Genomic DNA, 20,034 nt, shown 5'->3' on the forward strand with positions numbered 1-20,034 from the left:
TTCTCACCCGGCGGGGTGCTGCGCCGGGATCAGGAGTTGGGTCGCCGCGAGCCGCGCGTACAGCTCGTCCTCGGCCACCAGCTCCGCGTGGGTGCCGACCGCGCGGACCCTGCCCGCGTCCATGACGACGATGCGGTCCGCGTCGGTGACCGTCGACAGACGGTGCGCCACCACCAGCACGGTGCTCTCGCGTGCGATCTCGGTGATGACGTCCCGCAGCGCCAGCTCGTTGACGGCGTCGAGCTGCGAGGTCGCCTCGTCCAGCAGCAGCAGCCGTGGTGCGCGCAGCAGCGCGCGGGCGATCGCGACGCGCTGGCGCTCGCCGCCGGACAGCTTCGAGCCGCGGTGCCCGACCAGGGTGTCCAGGCCGTGCGGGAGCCGCTCGACGAGGGCGTCGAGGCGGGTCCGGGCGAGGACGGCGCCTACGTCTTCGTCGGTCGCGTCGGGCGCGGCGAAGACCAGGTTCTCCCGCAAGGTGCCGGCCAGTACCGGCGCGTCCTGCTCGACGTACCCGATGACGGACCGCAGCTCGGACAGCGGCCACTGGCGCACGTCCTCGCCGTCGACCAGGATCCGGCCGCCGGTCGTCTCGTAGAACCGCTCGAGCAGCGAGAAGACCGTCGACTTGCCCGCACCCGAAGGCCCGACGAAGGCCGTCATCCCGGCGCCCGGCACCTCGAAGTCCACCTGCTGATGGATGTACGGCAGGTCGGGCCCGTAGCGGAAGGACACGTCCTCGAAGCGGACCGACGCCGGACGCCGCACCGCTGCCCAAGCCCGGGGCCGCTCCGGCCGGTGCGTGGCCGGCGGCTCCGCCGCCAGGCGGTCCACCGCCTTGATCCGGGAGATCGCGGCCGCGCCCTCCTGGTACTTGGTGGCTGCCTCGACCAGCTTGTACACCGGCTCCATCAGGTAGAAGAGGTACAGCAGGAAGGCGATGAGCGTGGAGACGGGAATGTCCCCGGACGCCACCCGCGCCCCGCCGACCGCGAGCACCGCGAGGAACGCCAGCTGGACGGCGAGGTTGTCCGCCGTTCCCAGCAGGGCCTCCCACTTCGCGCCGCGCACGCCGTGGTGCCACGCCCGCCGGGCCGACGCCTCGAGGCGAGCGGTCTCCCGCTTCTCGGCGCCGGACGCCTGCACCGTGCGAAACGCCCCGAAGACCCGCTCCAGGCCGGTGGACATCTCCCCGACCGCGGCCTGGGAGCGCTCGGCGGCCTCCCCGATCTTCGGCATCACCAGGACCGCGCCCGCGCCGACGACCGCGATCACGACGAGGGCGACGCCGAGCAGGACGGCGTCCAGGAGGGCCATCACGACGATCGCCGCGATCAGCGTCAGCGTTCCGGTCGCGGCGTGGACCACCGCCTGGGTACTGACGGCCCGCAGCAGCGTGGTGTCGGACGTCACCCGTGACATCAGATCGCCCGGCTGCATCCGGTCCACCTCGGTGAGCCGCAGCCGCAGCATCCGGCCGATGAGGCTGCGCCGGGCGGCCAGGACCACCGACTCCGCCGTCCGCTCCAGTACGTACGCGCCGAACGCCTCGGCCACCGTGCTCAGCAGCACCAGTGCGGTCAGGGCCCACAGGACGGTGGCGAGCGTGCCACCGGAGGAGAGCCGGTCGACCAGCACCTTCGTCGCGAGCGGCTGGAGCAGCCCTCCGGCGGCCCCCGCCAGCGCCAACAGCAGACCGAGGCCGACGGCCCACCGGTGCGGGCGGACGTATCCGTACAGTGCCGTGAGCGTCTCGCGGGCGCGCGGGGATTCGGCACCCGTCGTCTCCGGGGCGGATGCGGGGTTCACAACATTCCTTTCCTCCGTGCTCCGCCGTGCACCGCCTCGGTGGCAGGACGGCGTTGGGCCCGCATCGGGGCCTCGGGGCTCGGCTCAGTGGGCCGGTTCGACGGCCGTCGCGGCAGCCGTGTGTACGGCATCGCGGAGCCCGGGGCTGACGACGGCCAGGCACAGCCCGCCCGCCGCCAGCGCCATGCCGAGGTACTCCCAGAGCGCGCTCCTACGGCGCCCGGGCGGGGAACAGCCCACTGCTTCGGCCGAAGGGCGGCGGTCGGTGTCGGGCTCCGTCTCCTGCGCACGGTGTGTCATGCCACCAGCTTGGAAGCCCGGCCCCGCCGCCGGCCATCCGGCGATCGTCGGGTGGACCCCCGCCGAGTGGCTGGTGCCGCCCCCGCACACGGGGTGACGCGGCCCCCGCGGCGGGCCGCTGTGGCTGCGGGTACCGGTCGGCCGGGGCTCAGGAGGGGCGGGTGGGGGCCCGTAGTTCGATCGTGTATCCGCCCTGCGGGGTGGGTTCGGCGGCGAGGGTGCCGTCGAGGAGTTCGGCGCGTTCCCTCAGGCCGATGAGGCCGTGGCGGGCGCTGGGCAGGGCGACGGTCGGGCGGGTGGGGGCGGTGTTGGTGACGGTGACGCCGAAGTGGTGCGCGTCGTGCCACAGGCGTACGTCGGCGCGCGCGCCGGGGGCGTGCTTGCGCACGTTGGTGAGGGCCTCTTGGACCGTGCGGTAGACGGTGCGTTGGGCGGTGGTGCTGATGCCGGGAGGGAGCCCACCGGTCAGGGTGGTCTCGATGCCGCTGTTGGCGATCAGCTGCTGGAGGTCGGCGAGGGTGGGCTGGGGGGTGAGTTCGGTTTCCTTGCCGCCCGAGGCGCGCAGCAGGGAGACCATGTGCCGGAGTTCGTCGAGGGTGTCCACGCTCAGGGTGCGGATGGTACGGGCGCAGTCCCGGGCGTCGGGGTCCTTGGTGGCGACCTGGAGCGCTCCGGCCTGTACGGCGATCAGGCTGACCTGGTGCGAGACGACATCGTGCATCTCGCGTGCCAGTTGGGCGCGTTCGCGGGCGAGGACGGTCTCGGCGTACAGGGCGCGTTCGTGCTCGCGGGCCTCTTCGACCTCGACGAGCTGGCGCGCCACGTCGTGCCTGGCCTGTACGAGCTGGCCGAAGAGGACCGGGGCGAAGGACGTCGCCAGCGTGTAGACGCATTGGACGAGGGTCCAGGCCCGGTCGGTGGAGAACATCTCGGACAGGGGCCAGAGGAGGGTCGCCGCTGTGTTCAGCAGGGCGCAACCGGCGAGCAGCGGCCGATTGCGGCTGTGCGCGGCCAAGGTGTACAGGGCGGCGATCGGTGCGACCGCCACGTCCATGAAGGCGGTCATGGGCAGGGTCAGCAGGAAGACGGTCAGCGGAAGGCGCCTGCGCAGGAACAGCCCGGCGCTGCCGAGGGCGGCGCAGGCCCATACGAGGGGGGTTCCCTCGTCGAAGAGGTTGATCCAGGCGTCGAGCGCGGCGAGCGCGACGAGGACCGCGTCGACGGCCCGGGCGGGCACCCGGCGCCACAGGGCCTGCACCGTGCTCATCGCCCTACGTCCCGTGCGGTGCCGTCGCGTTCGTCGTTGCCGAGCAGTCCGGCCCGCTCGGCGAGCAGCGCCGCCTGGACGCGGCCGGCGACTCGCAGTTTGGTCAGGATCGAGCTGACGTGGTCCTTGACGGTGCCGGGGCTCAGATGGATGCGGGTGCCGATGTCGGCGTTGGAGAGGCCCTCCGCGATCAGGACGAGGACGTCGCGTTCGCGGTCGCTGAGCAGGTTCACGCGCGCGACGTCCGGGTCCTGGGGAGCTCCCGCACCCGGGTGGCGGCGCAGCAGGGAACGTGAGGCTTTCGGGGACATCACCACCCCGCCCGCGGCCAGGGTGCGTACGAGTTGGGCGAGTTGTTCGGGCTCGGTGTCCTTGAGGAGGAAGCCGGAGGCTCCCGAGCGCAGCGCGGTCAGGACGTACTCGTCGGTGTCGAACGTGGTCAGCATGGCCACCGTCGGCGGCGTGGGCAGGGTCTGGATCTCCCTCAGGAGGGTCAGGCCGTCCACGTCCGGCATGCGGATGTCGAGGAGCACGACGTCCGGGTGCTCGCGCCGGATCACGTCGGCGGCCTGTGCTCCTTGCGCGGTGGCCACGACCTCGATGCCGTCGGACGCGTTCAGGATCATCTGGAAGCCGGACCGCACCAGGGCCTCGTCGTCCACCACCACTACCCGGATCACCGGCGTTCCGCCTCACACTCGTATGCTCTGTCCAGCTTCTCGGCGACCCGTACACCCCGCACCCGGGCGTCCACCCTGTTCTCCTACGGTGATCGCTCGCTGTCCACGGTACGTCGGGCACGGCGCGCGTCGGTGCGGTCCCCGCGGGCTCCCGCCGCCCGGCGGGGCGGGTCCAGCCGTTCGGGGGGTGCTCCGGCCCGTCCGCCGACCGGCGGGGTGGTCCCGGCCGGTCGGCGGGGGTGTCACCGAAGCCTGCCGGATGGTCCGCCTTCCCGCGGCGCCGGGAGATTCTTCGCATGACACGGATACAGCCGTCGCGGGAGACATCGACTCCGCGGCCCGCAACCTCACCCGAGTCCGCCGGGCAGGCCCCCGGCGGTCCTTCGACGAGCCGCCTGGTCGGGGTGGATCTGGCCCGCGCCCTGGCGGTGTTCGGCATGTACATCGTGCACATCGGCCCGGCGCTGTCGGCGACGTCCGGCGTCGGCAGCTGGGTCCGCTACCTGGCCGACGGACACTCGTCGGTCCTGTTCGCCACCCTCGCCGGGTTCTCGCTGATGCTGATCGCCGGCCGCCGCGAGCCGAAGACCGGGCCGGCCGGCCGGCAGGCGAAGGCCCGGATCGCGATCCGCGCCGTGATCCTGCTGGCGCTGGGCACCGTGCTGGCGGTGGAGTACGGGGGTGTGATCATCCTCGGCTTCTACGGCGTGTACTTCCTTGTCGCCCTGCCCCTGCTGCGGCTGTCCGCCAGGACGCTGGCGATCATCGCCGCGGGGCTCGCGCTCGTCACGCCGCAGCTGGCGTTCGCCCTGAACTCGCTGCTGAGCGAGTCCGTCCAGCAGAGCGTCAACGCCTACGACCCGCTCAAGAGGCTCAGCGAGGTCGGAGTGCTCGACCTGCTGCTCACCGGCTCCTACCCCACGATCACGTGGATGGCGTTCGTGGTCGCCGGCATGGCGCTGGCCCGCCTCGACCTGTCGGCCGTCGCCGTCCAGCGTCGCCTGGCCGTGCTCGGTGTCGCCCTGACCGGCGGCGCGTACGGTCTGTCCCTGCTGCTGGCGGGCAAGGACGCGCTGCGGAGCGCGGCGGAGGACGGGAAGCCGTCCGCCGGGTCCGAGGCGGCGTCCTCCTTCGGCGGCGGATCCATCGAGGCCCCCCGGCGGGCGGCCTCGGAACTGCTGTCCGCCGGGCCGCACAGCGGCACGACCTTGGACATCATCGGCAGCGTGGGCGTCGCCGTCCTCGTGATCGTGGGGGCGACGGTGCTGATGGACCGCCTGCCGCGGCTGCGCCGGCTGGCGAAACCGGTCATCGCGGTGGGCACCATGTCCCTGACGGCCTACGTCGGCCACTTCCTCGTGCAGTCCGCGCTGGGCATGCTGATCGGCGAGAGCCCCCAGGCGTCCTGGGCGCCCGTGCTCACGTTCGTCCTCGGGGCGATCGTGTTCGCCGCGCTCTGGTCCCGCTTCTTCCGCCGCGGCCCGCTGGAGGCGTTGCTCAACGCCGCTACCAAGCCGGCCAAGTACGTCCGATGAGGCCGGCCCGGTGCCGTCGTCGTGGGGGTGGAGCCCAACTAGCCCTCTCAGCAGCCGAAGTTGACCCGCTTGAACGTGGCGTAGTGGTCGGCCGTGTAGTAGTCCTCCCGGCTCTGCCGACCGGTGACGATGCGGCGCGCACCGCGGGTCGGGGACCCCGGGGTGATGACCGTGTACTCGTGGTAGTAGCCCGTGGTCTGGCTGGGCAGTACGCGCTCGCGGTTCTGGAAGACGACACCGTCCTGCTGGTACGGGAAGGGTCCGCCCGCCGCGATGAGGTTCAGGGTGTCGTGTGCCTGGGAGGGCAGGGCGGAGGAGCAGATGCTGCCAACGGCCTTGATGGACAAGGAAGTCGGCGAGGTGGGCGCCGCGGTGGCGGTGGGCCCGACGAGGAGGGACGCGGCGACGGCGACGGCGCCGCCGAAGGCGAGAACGCGTGGGGGGATCGTCATGGGCCCCATGATGACGCGCGTAGATGTGGACACGTCAATGCCAAAGTCGTTGATTTTTCCATCAGTTGGCCCACTGGACGCCGCCTGCAACCGGGTCGTCACCTCCCCTTCACCCACTCGGTCCGCAGCACCCCTGACCAGCGGCGGGAGCGGGGAGGCGGCCCGGACGGACGTGGACCCCTGGCGGCTGGCGGCGGCCTCCTCGCGGCCGCTCTCGCGATGGTCACCATCGGTTCTCGAAAACAGGGGAAGAGCTGACCGGACAAGCGACTCGTTGTAGGGTAGGGAAACTGCCCTTGACCTGCAAAAACGCAGGCAGGGAGCCTAGATCCAGGAGTACCTCGATGCTGCGCACCATGTTCAAATCCAAGATTCACCGGGCCACCGTCACCCAGGCCGATCTGCACTACGTCGGGTCCGTGACCATCGACGGCGATCTCATGGAGGCGGCCGATCTGCTGCCCGGGGAGCTGGTGCACATCGTCGACATCGACAACGGGGCCCGGCTGGAGACGTACGTCATCGAGGGCGAGCGCGGTTCCGGGGTGATCGGGATCAACGGGGCCGCCGCCCATCTGGTGCACCCCGGTGACCTGGTGATCCTCATCAGCTACGGGCAGTTCGAGGACGCCGAGGCGCGGGCCTTCGTGCCGCGCGTGGTGCACGTCGACGCGGACAACCGGATCATCGAACTGGGCGCGGACCCCTCCGCCCCCGTGCCGGGCACGGACCAGCGGCGCAGCCCGCACGCGGTCGCGATCTGAGGACGGTCGCAGGATCGGGACGACGCGGCAGACACGAGGGCGACGAGAGGCGAGAGGCGATGGGCATGGCGATCGAGATCAGGGACGACCGGGCCACCGGACGGCTGCGGGCCTACGAGGGGACGGAGCGGGTCGGCGTGATCGCCTACTTCGTGCTCGCCTCGGAGCCGGGCGCGGGCGCCCTGGTCGCCGTGCACACCGTGGTCGAGCCGGGCCACGAGGGCAAGGGGATCGCCGGGGAGCTCGTCGCCACCCTGTACGGCATCGCGGCCGCCGAGGGCGTCGCCGTGGTCCCGCTCTGCCCGTACGCGGCCAGCTGGGCGGCCCGTCACCCCGACCGGGCACCGCAGCCGCCGGCCGAGGTGGTCGCGGCGGCGAAAGAGCAGCTGGACACCGATCCGGCGCTGTGGTGAGCGGGCACGGGGGCCCGGGCGGGCTGACGCTGCTGCACACCTCCCCGGTGCACGTGCCGGTCTTCGACGCGTTGCGGGACCGGCACCACCCGGGGACGGTGCTGCGGCACCTCGTCGTGCCCGAGTTGCTGGCCCGGGCCCGCGTGGCGGGCCCCGAGGCGGTGGCCGGGGAGATCGAGACCCTGCTGGCCGATCCGGGGAAGGGGAGCGGGAGCGGGGACGACCCGGTGCTCTGCACCTGCTCGACGATCGGGGCGGTCGCGGAGCGACTCGGGCCGGCCCTCGGGCGCCCGGTGCTGCGGGTCGACCGGCCGATGGCCGCGGCCGCCGTCCGTACGGGCCCCCGCATCGCGGTCCTGGCCACCGTGGAGAGCACCCTCGCCCCGACGCTGGCCCTGCTCCGGGAGGAGGCCGACACCTGGGAGCGGGAACGCCCGGGGTACGCGGCGGCCCTGTCCCTGCGGCCGCGGGTGGTGCCGGGTGCCTGGGAGCGCTTCGAGGCGGGTGACGACGAGGGGTGCCTGGCGCTCGTGGCCCGGGCGGCGGACGCGGTGGTCGACGCGGACGTGATCGTGCTGGCCCAGGTGTCGATGGCGGGCGCGGTGGCCCGGGCCGCGACGGGCATCCCGTTGCTGTCCAGTCCCGCGGTCGGCCTCGCCGCGGCGATGGGTGCGCTCCGGCGGGCATAGCCCCCGGGATCGGGGGAAGGCGGGGCCCATGGTGCGAAACGTAGCGAACCCGCCCCCCGGTTCCGCTTGGCCCGACCCGGTCCCCGAGCCGGTGCTGCCGGACCCGTTCCCCACGCCCCGGCCCGACCCGGGCGTGCCCGAGCCCGGCGCTCCCGATCCGGGCGTGCCGGACCCGGTGCCCACCCCGCCCGCGCCGACCCCGCCCGCGCCCACTCCGCCCGTACCGGACCCGGTGCCCGCTCCGCCCCGGCCCGCGCCGCCCGTGCCCGGACCGGTCCCCGAGCCCGACCCCATCCCGCCGCCGCCCGGCCCCGCGCCGCTCCCGCAGCCCGGCCCCCTCAGCTGAACCCGTACGGGTCGGCCGCGCGTGCGGCCGACCCGGACGCGGCGGGGCCGGTCCCCGCGGTGTCAGTCCGTGCGCACTTCGGAGCGGTCACCGCTCCAGAGGGTGTGGAACGAGCCCTCGCGGTCGGTGCGCCGGTAGGTGTGCGCGCCGAAGAAGTCCCGCTGGCCCTGGGTCAGGGCCGCCGGGAGCCGGTCCGCGCGCAGCGCGTCGTAGTAGGACAGCGAGGCCGCGAAGGCCGGGACCGGAACGCCCTGGCGGACGGCGGTCACCAGGACCTCGCGCCAGTCGTCCTGCGCGGCGCCGATCTCCTCGGCGAACCGGTCGTCGGCCAGCAGGCTCGGCAGCTCGGGCCGGGCGTCGTACGCCGCCCGGATCCGGTCCAGGAACGCGGCCCGGATGATGCAGCCGCCCCGCCACAGCGAGGCCACCGCACCCGGGTCCACGCCCCAGCCGTACTCCGCGCTGCCGGCCTGGATCTGGTGGAACCCCTGGGTGTACGAGACGATCTTGGACGCGTACAGCGCCTGCTCGACCCGGGCCGCGAAGGCGTCGGCCTCCGCCGCCGGCAGCGCCGAGGCCGACGGGCCGCCCAGCGTGCGGGACGCGGCGCGCAGGTCCGCGTGGCCCGAGACGGCCCGCGCGAAGACCGCCTCGGCGATCCCGGACACCGGGACCCCGAGGTCCAGGGCGATCTGCACGGTCCAGCGACCGGTGCCCTTCTGCTCGGCGGCGTCGGCCACGACGTCGACGTACGGGCGACCGGTCGCCGCGTCCGTGTGCGCCAGCACCTCCGCCGTGATCTCGATCAGGTAGGAGTCCAGACGGCCCCGGTTCCACGCGCGGAAGGTCTCCGCGATCCGGGCCGGGGAGTACCCGGCCACCTCGCGCAGCAGGTGGTACGCCTCGGCGATCAGCTGCATGTCGGCGTACTCGATGCCGTTGTGGACCATCTTCACGAAGTGGCCCGCGCCGTCCGGACCCACGTGCGAGGTGCACGGCGTACCGTCCGCGGCCTTGGCGGAGATCTTCTCCAGCATCGGGCCGAGGGCCGCCCACGACTCCGGCGAGCCGCCGGGCATGATGCTCGGGCCGAGCAGCGCGCCCTCCTCGCCGCCGGAGATGCCCACGCCGACGAAGTGGATGCCCTGCTCGCGCAGCTCGCGCTCGCGGCGCCGCGTGTCCTCGAAGTGCGCGTTGCCGCCGTCGATGATGACGTCGCCCTCCTCCAGCAGCGGCGCGAACTCGCGGATCACGGCGTCGGTGGGATCGCCGGCCTTCACCATGATGATGAGGCGCCGGGGGCGCTCCAGCGCGTCGACGAACTCCTTCGCCGACTCCGCGGCGATGAAGGTGCCCTCGTGGCCGAACTCCTCGACCAGGGCGCGGGTCTTCGCGGCGGTGCGGTTGTGGACGGCGGTGGTGTAGCCGTTGCGGGCGAAGTTCCGGGCGAGGTTGCTGCCCATCACCGCGAGCCCGGTGACGCCGATCTGGGCCGTGCTGCTCATCGTCGCGCTCCTGGTGTGCCTCGGTGTGCCGGGGTGTTCTCCGGTGCCCCGGCGGGTCCCGTCGGGTACGGAGGATGCCGACGCTACATCGCGGCGCCCTCCGGTGGATCTCCCACACGCTGAGATCCACTCAACCACCCTTGCGGCGCGCCCTGTTGCGCCCCTTGTCAAGGTGTGGTGGCAGCGTTAGGTTGTGCGGTTCCTGATGTCTTCAAGGGGGCTCCCATGGGCGTACGGGGCCGGCACCGCCGGTACCAACCGAGCACCATCAACCGGGCTTCGTTGGTGGTGACCGCGGGCGGAGCCGGGATCGCGCTGCCCTTCATCGGCGCCGGCGCCGCCCACGCCGCCACCGTCGACACGTGGAACAAGGTCGCCGCCTGCGAGTCCACGAACAACTGGCACATCAACACCGGCAACGGCTACTACGGCGGACTCCAGTTCAGCCAGAGCACCTGGCGGGCCTTCGGCGGCACGGCGTACGCCGCCCGCGCCGACCTCGCCACCAAGGACCAGCAGATAGCGGTCGCCGAGAAGGTGCTGGGCTCCCAGGGACCGCAGGCCTGGCCGGTCTGTTCCAAGGAGGCGGGCCTCAGCCGGGGCGGCGCCGCACCCGCGGTGACCCCGAAGGCGCAGGGCGGACAGGGCGCGAAGACCCCCGCGACGCCGGCGGCCGCTCCCCGGGCCGCGAAACCGCAAGCCGCCCGTTCCGATACGGCCCCGGCCGCCAAGAGCGCAGGCCCCACCCCGACGGGCACGTCCGTCCTGCCCAATCCGTACGTCGTCGCGCCGGGCGATTCGCTTTCGGCGATCGCGCGGGGCCAGCACGTCGAGGGAGGCTGGCAGGCGCTCTACGAGACCAACCGGGCCACCGTCGGGAGCGACCCCGACCTGATCTTCCCGGGCCAGCGGCTCACCCTGCGGATCACGGCCGCCCCGGTCACGCCCAAGCCCCCGGTCCCACCGCCCGCGGCCACCCCGGCGCCCACGCCCAAGCCGACACCCGAACCCACGCCCAAGACCACGCCCTCACCCGAGAAGCCGCCGCGCACCGCCGCCCCGGTCAAGCCGGTCGAACCGGCGGCGGCCAAGCCGAAGCCGGCCGGCGCTTCCGGCGGCTTCGCCGCGCCCGTGGACGCCGGCCTGGGCACGGCGTACCACGTCGCGGGTTCCTCATGGTCCAGCGGCTACCACACGGGCGTCGACTTCCCGGTGGCGACCGGCACGTCCGTCAAGGCCGTCGCCCCCGGAGAGGTCGTTTCGGCGGGTTGGGCCGGCGCCTACGGCTACCAGGTCGTGATCCGGCACACCGACGGCCGGTACTCGCAGTACGCGCACCTGTCGGCCCTCGGGGTCAAGGCCGGTCAGCAGGTGAGCGGGGGAGCGCGGATCGGCCGCTCCGGCTCGACCGGCAACACGACCGGACCACACCTGCACTTCGAGATCCGGACGGGGCCGGGCTACGGCACCGACGTCGACCCGCTCGCCTACCTGCGCGGGCACGGAGTCGACATCTGAGGGCACCGGGGAGCCGGTGGTCGATGACACCCGCTCGCGCGGCGGTACGGCCGTCAGCAACACCAGGCCGACCGCCGCGACCGCGGCGCTCACCAGGGCGCCGAGCGTGCCGAGGCCGCCGAAGCGGAAGCCCTCGCCGAAGAGCGTGATGCCGACGCTGGCCGCGACCACGGGGTTGACCACGGTCACCGTGGCCAGCGGCGCGGTCAAGCCGGCGCCCCGGTACGCCGCCTGTGACAGGACGAGGCCGGCCGCCGCGAGCGCGGCGATCGACGCCAGCTGCGGAGCCTGGCCGAAGACGGCGCCCTGCTCGACACCTTCCGCCACGGACTTCGTGAAGACCGAGCCCATGCCGAAGGCGGTGCCGGCCGCGGTCGCCAGCAACACGCTGCGCAGCACGGCCCGCCGGACCCGCCGCGCCGCGAGGAACAAGGTCACCGACACCGCGGCCGTCAGCGCGAGCAGCACGGTCCGCTCGCCGCCCGACAGGGTCTGTCCGTCGCGCCCGTCGCCGCCGGTGAGGGCCAGCAGCCCGGCCAGGCCCACGGTGGCCAGCACCGCACCGCGCCAGGCGGCGGTGCCCGCCCGGCGGCCGACGAGGACCGCGGCCATCGGCAGGGCGAAGACGATGGTGAGCGCGCCCAGCGGCTGGACCAGGCTGAGCGGACCGTACGCCAGCGCGACCACGTGCAGCAGCGCGCCGAGCCCGTTGAGCCCCACGGCCAGCCACCAGCCGCCCCGGGCGAGCGGCGCGTACGGCCGTCCGGGGCTGCTTTCCGCCACCCGCTCCTGCACGATCGCGCCGGCCGCGTAGGCGAGCGCGGAGATCAAGCAGAGGAGGACTGACAGGGCTAGGGCACTCATGTGGGCCACAATGCCCGGTCCGGCTCGAGTATTCCTCGTCCCACAGGTGGTGATCACCTGTACTCCGGGAGTAGTACACGCCTAGCGAATCTGTAGTCCGCTGGTCGCTTGAGAGACGTTCGTCATCCGGTGTGATGACGACTCGGCCCGTGCGAGAACGGCGCTCTCCCGTACATAACGTGACGATCCAGGCGCTGCGCGTGAGGCGGGCGGGAGCGGTTTGGTCCCGGGCGCGTCGGATCCGTACAGTTCTGCTTTTGAGGAGTTCGCGCAACGCGGACGCGGACGATTTGATCGAGGAACGGCAACGGCCATGACGATGACCGAAGACATCCAGACGTACGGCCCGGGCATCGACCCCGAGCGCCTGGCCGTCTGCCTCGCCGTGCTCGACGAGCTGGACAAGCTCGACGTCGACCACCCCGACGCCGTCACGGTACGCCGTGCGACCGCCGGTATCTACCGCACGGTCAAGCAGCGCCGCCGCCAGGACCGTCGCGCCGCCAAGACCGCCAACGACAAGGCCGTCACCGAGGCCACCGCGACCGGCTCCGCCGAGCGCATCGACGACGAGACCCAGGGCAACGCCCTGAGCACCGCGACCAAGGGCCCGGTCGCCGGCATACTCCAGCGCCCGCGCTCCTGCTACGTCTGCAAGACGCGCTACGTCGAGGTCGACGCCTTCTACCACCAGCTCTGCCAGGACTGCGCCGCCTTCAACCGCGCGCGCCGCGAGGCACGGACCGACCTCACCGGCCGCCGCGCCCTGCTCACCGGCGGCCGCGCCAAGATCGGCATGTACATCGCGCTGCGGCTGCTGCGCGACGGTGCGCACACCACCATCACCACCCGCTTCCCGAACGACGCGGTCCGCCGCTTCAAGGCGATGCCCGACAGCCACGAGTGGCTGCACCGCCTGAAGATCGTCGGCATCGACCTGCGCGACCCGGCGCAGGTCGTCGCGCTCGCCGACTCGGTGGCCGCCGAGGGCCCCCTCGACATCCTGATCAACAACGCCGCGCAGACGGTGCGCCGTTCCCCGGGCGCCTACAGCGAGCTGGTCGCCGCCGAGAGCGCCCCGCTGCCCGCCGGCGAACTGCCCGCCTCCGAGGTCATCGGCACCTTCGGCAGCGGCACCGTCGACCGGGTCGCCGCCCTGCCCACCGGCCACGGCGAGAAGCTCACCGCCCAGGACGTCACGGAGCTGGCCCTGGTCTCCGGCTCGGCCTCGCTGGAACGGATCGCCGCCGGTACCGCGATCGACGCGGGCGGCCTGGTCCCGGACCTGCACCACACGAACAGCTGGATCCAGACGGTGTCCGAGGTGGACCCGATCGAGCTGCTCGAAGTCCAGCTGTGCAACTCCACCGCGCCGTTCATCCTGATCAGCAAGCTGCGCCCGGCGATGGCCGCGGCCGCCGCCGAGCGCCGCTACGTGGTCAACGTCTCCGCGATGGAAGGCGTCTTCGGGCGCGGCTACAAGGGCGCCGGCCACCCGCACACCAACATGGCGAAGGCCGCGCTGAACATGCTGACGCGCACCAGCGCCCAGGAGATGTTCCAGACCGACCAGATCCTGATGACCGCGGTCGACACCGGCTGGATCACGGACGAGCGCCCGCACCCGGACAAGGTCCGCCTCGCGGAGGAGGGCTTCCACGCCCCGCTCGACCTGGTCGACGGCGCGGCCCGGGTCTACGACCCGATCATCCGCGGCGAGGCCGGCGAGGACCTCTTCGGCGTCTTCCTCAAGGACTACGCGCCCGGCAACTGGTAGCCGCCCGCCCCGGCAGGCCCGCCCCGACGGCCCGACGGCCCCGTACGACCGCACCCGGTCGTACGGGGCCGTCCGTCGTTCCTGCCCGCTGCTTCTCCGCCGGTTCTCCGCCGCTTCCCGCCGGGGCCGCATTACCCGCTTCATCGGCGCGCCGGGGGCGAAGTCCTGAACATCGGCCGAAATCAAGAGGTCGAAAGTGGATTTTACCTTTCCATCGAGCGGGGCTCCGCTCATATGTGTACCCTGAGGCACACGGACGGCCCCACCAGGGCCACGCTCCGTATCGAGAACCATGGCGCCACCGCGTCCGGATGTCCTTTCCCTGCCCGGCAGCGGTACGCCCGCCGGGTTACGCGACACAAAGGAGTGCGCGGTGACACCTGAAATGACCAAGCGCGACCACGGGGTGGCGGAGCGGACGGACCACCGCTCCCACAACCGCTCGGACCAGCTGGGAAGCCTGGAAGTGTGGGCCCGGTCCGCACCGATCCGGCTCGCCGGATACGAAGAGGACCTGGCGGAACCGCACATCCTGCCCGGCATCGACTGACCGTCCCGGCCCCGGCACGTACCGGCGGCAGCTCCGCTCCACACCCGCGTCCCGCCGCCGATCCGGCGGCGGGACGCGGGTGCGCGCGCCGATGTGGGTCGACGCGCCCTGATGCGCGCCCCGTTGTACGCCGACAGCGTTATCGCTGACGGCGATCACCGCTTCCCGGGCCCCCGGCCGCGGGGCAGGCTGGCCGCATGAAGCTGCTGATGCTGGGCGGGACCGAATATGTGGGCCGGGCGATCACCGAGGACGCGCTGAAGCGGGGCTGGGAGGTCACCGTCTTCCACCGCGGCCGGCACGACCCGCCGCCCGGGGTCGACTCCCTCCACGGCGACCGCACCGCCCCCGGCGGGCTCGCGGCCCTCGCCGAGGGGGAGTGGGACCTCGTCGTCGACACCTGGGGCGGCGCCCCCGTCGCCGTCCGCGACACCGCGCGCCTGCTGCACGGCCGGGTCGGGCACTACACCTACATATCCAGCCGTTCCGTCTACGCCTACCCCTCGCCCCCCGGCCTGGGCGAGGACGCCCCGGTGGTCGAGGGCTCGCCCGACGCCGAGACCGTGGACTACGCCCAGGACAAGCGCGGCGGCGAGCTGGCCGCCCTCGCCGCCTTCGGCGAGGAACACGCCCTGCTGGTGCGCGCCGGCCTGATCATCGGGCCCTACGAGAACGTCGGGCGGCTGCCCTGGTGGCTGGGCCGCGCGGCACGCGGCGGCCCGATGCTGGCGCCGGGACCGCGCGGGCTCCGCCTCCAGTACATCGACGTGCGCGACCTCGCGCGCTGGACCCTCGACGCGGCGCGGGACGGGCGCGGGGGAGCGTACAACCTCGCCTCGCCGCTCGGACACGCCACCATGGGCACCCTCCTCGAATCCGTCGTGGCCGTCACGGGCGGCGGCGCGGAGCTGCGGTGGACCGCTCCGGGGGTGATCGAGGACGCCGGGGTGGAGCCGTGGATCGAGCTGCCCATCTGGCTGCCGGAGGGCGAGCTGTACGACTACCTGTTCGGCGGCGACGTCTCCAAGGCCCTGGCCGCCGGCCTGGTGTGCCGCCCGGTCGAGGAGACCGTTGCCGACAGCTGGAGCTGGCTCCAGGGGATCGGCGGTGTGGCCCCGCAGCGCCCGGACCGGCCCGCCAAGGGCATCAGCGCGGAGCGGGAGGCGGCCCTACTGGCCTGAACGGTGCTCCGCCGGGCCCGGACCGTGTTCCGTGTGCGTCCCCGGACCGGGCCCGGAGAGCCGGGTGGGCGGCAGGTACTCGCGCAGGAGGCGGCGCTGCCACCACTCGCCCGTCGCGCGCAGTTCCCGCCGGGTGCTGAACCGGTAGCGGTACAGCCGGGCCCGGACGTAGCGCGGCGGCGCGTCGGGGAAGGGGTTGTGGGCGAGCAGCCGCAGGGTGTCCCGGTCGCCGGTCAACAGCCGCTCCACGAAGGGGCCGAACCAGTCGCGCGCATAGCCGGGCGAGAGCGCCGCGAACCACATCAGCCAGTCCAGCCGCAGGTGGTACGGCGCGAACTGGCGCGGCATCCGGTCCGGCCTCCCCGGCTTGCCCTTGAAGCCGTACTCCCGCCACGCGCCGTCCCGGTGCGGGGCGGGATCCGCGGTCCCCTCCACCACCACCTCGTCCCTGATCCGCCCGACGGTCCCGAACGCCCCGTAGGTGTTGACCAGGTGGAGCGCGTCGAAGGAGCGGTTCATCACCTGGCGCCGCGAGAGCAGGTTGCGCACCGGATGCCGGCTGAGCACCAGCACCAGCGCGGTCAGCGCGCACACCGCCACCACGTACCAGAGCGGTCCCGCGCGCGCCGCGGCGTCGGGCGGCGGTCCCGCGAGCGCGGTGAAGTCGACGGCGGAGAGCGCGAGCGCGATCGTCAGCCAGTTCAGCCAGGCGAAGTTCCCCGACAGGACGAGCCACAGCTGGGTCCCGGCGATCATCCCGGCGGCCACGGACGCCACCGGTTGCGGGGTGAACAACAGCACCGGCACCAGCAGTTGGGTGACATGGTTGGCGGCGCACTCCACCCGGTGCACCGGCCGCGGCAGCCGGTGGAAGAACCAGCTCAGCGGCCCCGGCATCGGCTGCGTCTCGTGGTGGAAGTACAAGCAGGTCAGCCGGCGCCAGCACGGATCGCCGCGCATCTTGATCAGCCCCGCCCCGAACTCCACCCGGAAGACCACCCAGCGCAGCAGCCACAGCACGAGCACCGGCGGCCCCACCCGGGCGTTGCCGAGGAACACCGCGAGGAAGCCCACCTCCAGCAGCAGCGATTCCCAGCCGAAGGCGTACCAGGTCTGTCCGACGTTCACGATCGACAGGTACAGCGCCCACAGCACCGCCCACATCGCCATCGCCGCGCCCAGCGGTACGGCGTCCCCCGCGCCCGCCGCGAGCGCCGCCGCCAGCGCCGCCCCGAACCAGGCGCAGCAGGCGAAGAGCCGGTCGGAGTAGTGCAGTTGGAAGAGGCTGGGCGCCGCGCGCAGCGGCACGCGGCGGACGTGGCGCGGGACGGGGAGCATGCCGTGGGCGCCGATCAGCGCCCGGAACTGCAGGGCGGCCCCGGCGAAGGCGAGGACGTAGACGCCCGCCAGGGCCCGCTGGAAGACCAGCCGGCCGAGCCAGTAGCCGGGCGACGTGAACCAGTCCATCGCCTCCAGTATCAGCCGCGCGCGACCAGGGCGCGCAGGGTGCGGCCGAGCAGCCGGGCGTAGCCGAGCTGGAGCGGCGGGACGAGCGGACCGGCGAGGCGGGTGTACCAGGCGGCCGGCCGGCTGAAGGCGGTGACCGAGAACCAGACCGAACCGTCCTCGGCCAGTTCCACCAGGAACGATTCCTCACCGCATTCGGGGTGCCCGTCGAGGGTCCCGTAGGCGAAGCCCACCCGGCCGGGTTCGTACGCCGTCCAGATCACCTCGCAGGGCCCGCTGACGCGCAGCGGCCCGAAGCCGATCCCGACCTCGACGCGGCCGCCCGGCCGCACGGCCCCGTGGTCGGCGCGGATCCGCATTCCGGTCGCCCGGTGCAGGTCGAAGGTGGTGACCGCGGCGCCGGCCGCTTCGAAGGCGGCCCGGCCGCGGCCGATCCGGACCCGGTGGTCCAGGTGGTGGTACCCGGCGGGCAGCGGGCGCAGCCGGGTCGCCCCGCGGTCGGGGTAGGTCAGTGCGCCGGTCCCGGCGGCCGGGGGCCGCGTCCGGTGGGCGCCCTCGCTGATGATGCGGGTCATGAGGCTTTCTCCTCCAGGCGGCGCCAGGCCAGCACCGAGCACAGTGCGAAGCCGAGGGCGTTTGCGAGGCCGTGGGTCGCGGCCATCCAGGTCACGGTGGGGTGCGGGAGGCCGCTCGCCTCGCCCAGCGCCCACCACAGGGCGAGCAGCATGGTGACGACCAGCACGCCGGCCGAGCCGGCGAGCAGCCTCGCGGTGCCCCGGTCGGACGCCTCGTCGGCGACGGGGCGGATCTCCCGCCAGGTCAGCAGGGCCACCGCCCACATCCCCGAGGTGAGGACGGCGGCCCCCGCGAGCTCCGCCCAGTCGTCGACGAAGTAGCCGGCGAGCACCAGCAGGGTCCCGCCCGGCACGCTGTACGCCGCCCAGCGCGCCCACGGTCCGGGCGCCGCGGTCCGGCAGACCAGTCCCGCGACCAGGGCCGCGGCGAATCCGGCGAAGTGGAAGTGGGGGACCGTCAGGGCCAGGATCTCCAGGTCGAAGCCGAAGAGCCGGTGCCCGGTGCGTTCGGCGACCAGCGCGAGTCCGGCGACCGAGGGGGTGACCAGCGCCGTGAGCACGGCGATCTCGGGCGGGGCGAGCGAGCGGGTGCGCAGCAGCCGGGCCGGTGCGTGCAGGGCGAGCGCCAGCGTGGCCCCCGCGTAGAGGGCGGCGAGGACGCCGGCGGGTGCGCCGCGGGGCAACCAGAGGCACAGGACGCCGGGCGCGCCGAGCAGGGGCCACAGCCGGGCGGTCGTGCGCAGCCGGGCCGGATCGATGAGACGCAGTCCGGCGGGCAGGACGTAGAGCATGCCCAGGGTGACGACGCAGTTCACCAGGATCGTCACCGTGGACCGCCCTCCCCCGTACGGTCGAACGCCTTGAACGCGTTCAACTCACGGTGTGAGCCTAGAGGCTCTCTTGAACATGTTCAAGAGAGCGGTGGATCCGCGTCGCGGCGGAGCGTCACCGCCCGTACTCCACGGTGACGCTCCGCTTGCGACACCTCCGGACATGCGGCAGACAAGAGGGGAGCAACAGGGGCTAACAGGGAGAACCTCGTGACGGATCAGCACGTACCGCAACCTCCGCCGCGCCGGGCGTCCCCGCAGCCGGCCCGCCGTCACGCACCGGCGGGCGCCGCCCTCTTCGCCGCCCTCGGGCTGCTCGCCGCGGCCTGCGGCGGCCCGGGGGACGGCTCGCGCGCCCCCGCGGCCGCCCCGGAGAGCAAGGACGTCCTGCTCCAGCCGGTCGCCGTCGCGGGCCCCGATCCCTTCAACCCCTCCACCGCGACGGCGGAATCCGCGCCGCTGCAACCCCCCACCCCCAACGCCACCGGCGAGGGCATCCGCACCGTCGGCGGATCCACCCCCGGCCTCTACGGCGGCACCCAGCGACTCGGCAGCTGCGACGTCGAACGCCAGGTCGACCACCTGACCTCCGACGACGCCAAGGCCAAGGCCTTCGCCGAGGCCGCCGGCATCGAACGGGCGAAGCTCCCCGAGTTCCTGCGCGGCCTGACCCCGGTCGTGCTGCGCGCCGACACCCGGGTGACCGGCCACGGCTTCAAGGACGGCCGCGCCACCGGCTTCCAGTCCGTCCTCCAGGCGGGCACCGCGGTCCTCGTCGACGACCACGGCACGCCCCGGGTCCGCTGCACCTGCGGGAACCCGCTCCGGCCCCCGCGCGCCGCGAGCGGCGACCCCGTCTTCAAGGGCGACCCCTGGCCCGGCTACGACCCCCACCAGGTCATCGTCATCGAACCGACCGTCCAGGTCCTCAACAGCCTGGTCATCGCGAACATCGGCGACAACACCTGGATCGAGCGCAAGACCGGCGACGACGGCGCCCAGGACAAGAGCCCCGCGGTGCCGCCCACCCAGGACCCGGCGGACGGCATCCCCTCCGCCGAACGGACGGACCCGGCGCAGCCCCCGACCCCGTCACCGCCCTGCGCCACCCGGGACCCCAACAGCCTGGCCCGCACCACCCCGCCGACGGCTGAGCCCTCGCCGCGGGGCGCCGTCCCGCCGCCGCCCGGCGCGCCGGACTGCCCGCCGTCCGGGTCCGCCACGCCCCCGCCCACGCCCCCGGACACCGCACCGAACACCCCGAGCAGGCCCCGCCCGCCCGAGCCGCCGGCCCCGCCCGCGCCGCCCACCGTTCCACCGCTCGGCGAAACGCCCGGCGACGTTCCCCCGGACCTCCCCCCGGACCTGCCGCCCACCCCCGACGGGCCCGGATTGAGCCCGTACGACCCCTACGCGCCCACCGACCCCTACGCCCCCGGTGACCCCACCGACCCCTACGCCGTGCCCGGTCAGCACTTCACCCCGGACCCGGGTTACTCATTGGAGAGCGTCTGA

19 protein-coding genes and 1 pseudogene are annotated in these 20,034 nt (G+C 73.5%); 10 read left to right on the forward strand and 10 right to left on the reverse strand.

Annotated features, from left to right (window positions below):
• Positions 1-3: 3 nt before the first annotated feature.
• From ACZ4UB_RS11210 to ACZ4UB_RS11225, 4 genes are all read right to left on the reverse strand, one after another.
• The gene (locus ACZ4UB_RS11210) at positions 4-1,806 is read right to left on the reverse strand and encodes an ABC transporter ATP-binding protein (protein ID WP_468069823.1); all 1,803 of its coding nucleotides are present in this window, start codon (positions 1,804-1,806) and stop codon (positions 4-6) included.
• An 84-nt stretch (positions 1,807-1,890) separates the two neighbouring features.
• Positions 1,891-2,106 (reverse strand): hypothetical protein, encoded by a 216-nt coding sequence (locus ACZ4UB_RS11215; RefSeq protein ID WP_468069825.1) that lies wholly within the window; start codon positions 2,104-2,106, stop codon positions 1,891-1,893.
• Positions 2,107-2,254: 148 nt separating this feature from the next.
• Entirely contained in the window at positions 2,255-3,373 is a 1,119-nt protein-coding gene (locus ACZ4UB_RS11220; RefSeq protein WP_468069826.1) for a sensor histidine kinase, read from the reverse strand.
• A complete protein-coding gene (locus ACZ4UB_RS11225; RefSeq protein ID WP_468069952.1) occupies positions 3,370-3,999 on the reverse strand; it encodes a response regulator in 630 nt (209 codons plus the stop codon). The genes ACZ4UB_RS11220 and ACZ4UB_RS11225 overlap by 4 nt, the downstream gene beginning before the upstream one ends.
• A 350-nt stretch (positions 4,000-4,349) precedes the next feature.
• Between ACZ4UB_RS11225 and ACZ4UB_RS11230 the strand changes: the two genes are divergently transcribed.
• The gene (locus tag ACZ4UB_RS11230; protein ID WP_468069827.1) at positions 4,350-5,588 is read left to right on the forward strand and encodes a DUF418 domain-containing protein; all 1,239 of its coding nucleotides are present in this window, start codon (positions 4,350-4,352) and stop codon (positions 5,586-5,588) included.
• Between the two features lie 47 nt (positions 5,589-5,635).
• Here the strand turns inward: ACZ4UB_RS11230 and ACZ4UB_RS11235 are convergent, their stop codons facing one another.
• Complete coding sequence (locus ACZ4UB_RS11235) at positions 5,636-6,040, reverse strand: guanyl-specific ribonuclease (RefSeq protein WP_468069828.1); 405 nt, start codon at positions 6,038-6,040, stop codon at positions 5,636-5,638.
• 344 nt (positions 6,041-6,384) lie between these two features.
• Here ACZ4UB_RS11235 and panD point away from each other — a divergent pair, with 344 nt between their 5' ends.
• The 4 genes from panD to ACZ4UB_RS11255 all read left to right on the forward strand — a co-directional run bounded on the left by panD (position 6,385) and on the right by ACZ4UB_RS11255 (position 8,252).
• Positions 6,385-6,804 (forward strand): aspartate 1-decarboxylase, encoded by a 420-nt coding sequence (panD, locus tag ACZ4UB_RS11240; protein ID WP_467957594.1) that lies wholly within the window; start codon positions 6,385-6,387, stop codon positions 6,802-6,804.
• 65 nt (positions 6,805-6,869) lie between these two features.
• Positions 6,870-7,217, forward strand: a complete 348-nt coding sequence (locus ACZ4UB_RS11245; protein ID WP_468069829.1) for a GNAT family N-acetyltransferase — start codon at positions 6,870-6,872, stop codon at positions 7,215-7,217.
• Positions 7,214-7,906, forward strand: a complete 693-nt coding sequence (locus tag ACZ4UB_RS11250; RefSeq protein WP_468069831.1) for an aspartate/glutamate racemase family protein — start codon at positions 7,214-7,216, stop codon at positions 7,904-7,906. The genes ACZ4UB_RS11245 and ACZ4UB_RS11250 overlap by 4 nt, the downstream gene beginning before the upstream one ends.
• Before the next feature lie 28 nt (positions 7,907-7,934).
• Complete coding sequence (locus ACZ4UB_RS11255) at positions 7,935-8,252, forward strand: hypothetical protein (protein ID WP_468069832.1); 318 nt, start codon at positions 7,935-7,937, stop codon at positions 8,250-8,252.
• Positions 8,253-8,314: 62 nt separating this feature from the next.
• Here the strand turns inward: ACZ4UB_RS11255 and gndA are convergent, their stop codons facing one another.
• Positions 8,315-9,757, reverse strand: coding sequence for an NADP-dependent phosphogluconate dehydrogenase (gndA, locus tag ACZ4UB_RS11260; protein ID WP_468069833.1), 1,443 nt, complete (start codon positions 9,755-9,757; stop codon positions 8,315-8,317).
• Positions 9,758-9,982: 225 nt separating this feature from the next.
• Between gndA and ACZ4UB_RS11265 the strand changes: the two genes are divergently transcribed.
• Positions 9,983-11,275: a transglycosylase family protein gene (locus tag ACZ4UB_RS11265; RefSeq protein WP_468069834.1), complete on the forward strand. Its 1,293-nt coding sequence runs from the start codon at positions 9,983-9,985 to the stop codon at positions 11,273-11,275.
• A gap of 51 nt (positions 11,276-11,326) precedes the next feature.
• Here ACZ4UB_RS11265 and ACZ4UB_RS11270 read toward each other — a convergent pair.
• Positions 11,327-12,139 (reverse strand): annotated as a pseudogene (locus ACZ4UB_RS11270) (DMT family transporter); the annotation flags it as partial.
• Between the two features lie 313 nt (positions 12,140-12,452).
• Here ACZ4UB_RS11270 and ACZ4UB_RS11275 point away from each other — a divergent pair.
• The 3 genes from ACZ4UB_RS11275 to ACZ4UB_RS11285 all read left to right on the forward strand — a co-directional run bounded on the left by ACZ4UB_RS11275 (position 12,453) and on the right by ACZ4UB_RS11285 (position 15,647).
• A complete protein-coding gene (locus tag ACZ4UB_RS11275; RefSeq protein ID WP_468069835.1) occupies positions 12,453-13,916 on the forward strand; it encodes an SDR family NAD(P)-dependent oxidoreductase in 1,464 nt (487 codons plus the stop codon).
• Positions 13,917-14,289: 373 nt separating this feature from the next.
• Complete coding sequence (locus ACZ4UB_RS11280; protein WP_468069837.1) at positions 14,290-14,466, forward strand: hypothetical protein; 177 nt, start codon at positions 14,290-14,292, stop codon at positions 14,464-14,466.
• Positions 14,467-14,663: 197 nt separating this feature from the next.
• Positions 14,664-15,647, forward strand: a complete 984-nt coding sequence (locus ACZ4UB_RS11285) for an NAD-dependent epimerase/dehydratase family protein (protein WP_468069838.1) — start codon at positions 14,664-14,666, stop codon at positions 15,645-15,647.
• On the opposite strand, the gene ACZ4UB_RS11290 is transcribed toward ACZ4UB_RS11285, so the two are convergent.
• From ACZ4UB_RS11290 to ACZ4UB_RS11300, 3 genes are read right to left on the reverse strand one after another with little or no spacing between them, the layout of a single operon-like run.
• Positions 15,636-17,114, reverse strand: a complete 1,479-nt coding sequence (locus ACZ4UB_RS11290; protein ID WP_468069840.1) for a lipase maturation factor family protein — start codon at positions 17,112-17,114, stop codon at positions 15,636-15,638. The two genes, ACZ4UB_RS11285 and ACZ4UB_RS11290, sit on opposite strands and share 12 nt — an antisense overlap.
• Before the next feature lie 11 nt (positions 17,115-17,125).
• Positions 17,126-17,689 carry a DUF1990 family protein gene (locus ACZ4UB_RS11295; protein ID WP_468069842.1) on the reverse strand — a complete coding sequence of 188 codons (564 nt, stop codon included), beginning with the start codon at positions 17,687-17,689 and terminating at the stop codon, positions 17,126-17,128.
• Entirely contained in the window at positions 17,686-18,516 is an 831-nt protein-coding gene (locus tag ACZ4UB_RS11300) for a YndJ family protein (protein ID WP_468069843.1), read from the reverse strand. The genes ACZ4UB_RS11295 and ACZ4UB_RS11300 overlap by 4 nt, the downstream gene beginning before the upstream one ends.
• 213 nt (positions 18,517-18,729) lie before the next feature.
• Between ACZ4UB_RS11300 and ACZ4UB_RS11305 the strand changes: the two genes are divergently transcribed.
• Positions 18,730-20,034, forward strand: a complete 1,305-nt coding sequence (locus ACZ4UB_RS11305) for a DUF6777 domain-containing protein (RefSeq protein ID WP_468069845.1) — start codon at positions 18,730-18,732, stop codon at positions 20,032-20,034.

The organism is Streptomyces sp. NPDC028419, assembly GCF_055565515.1.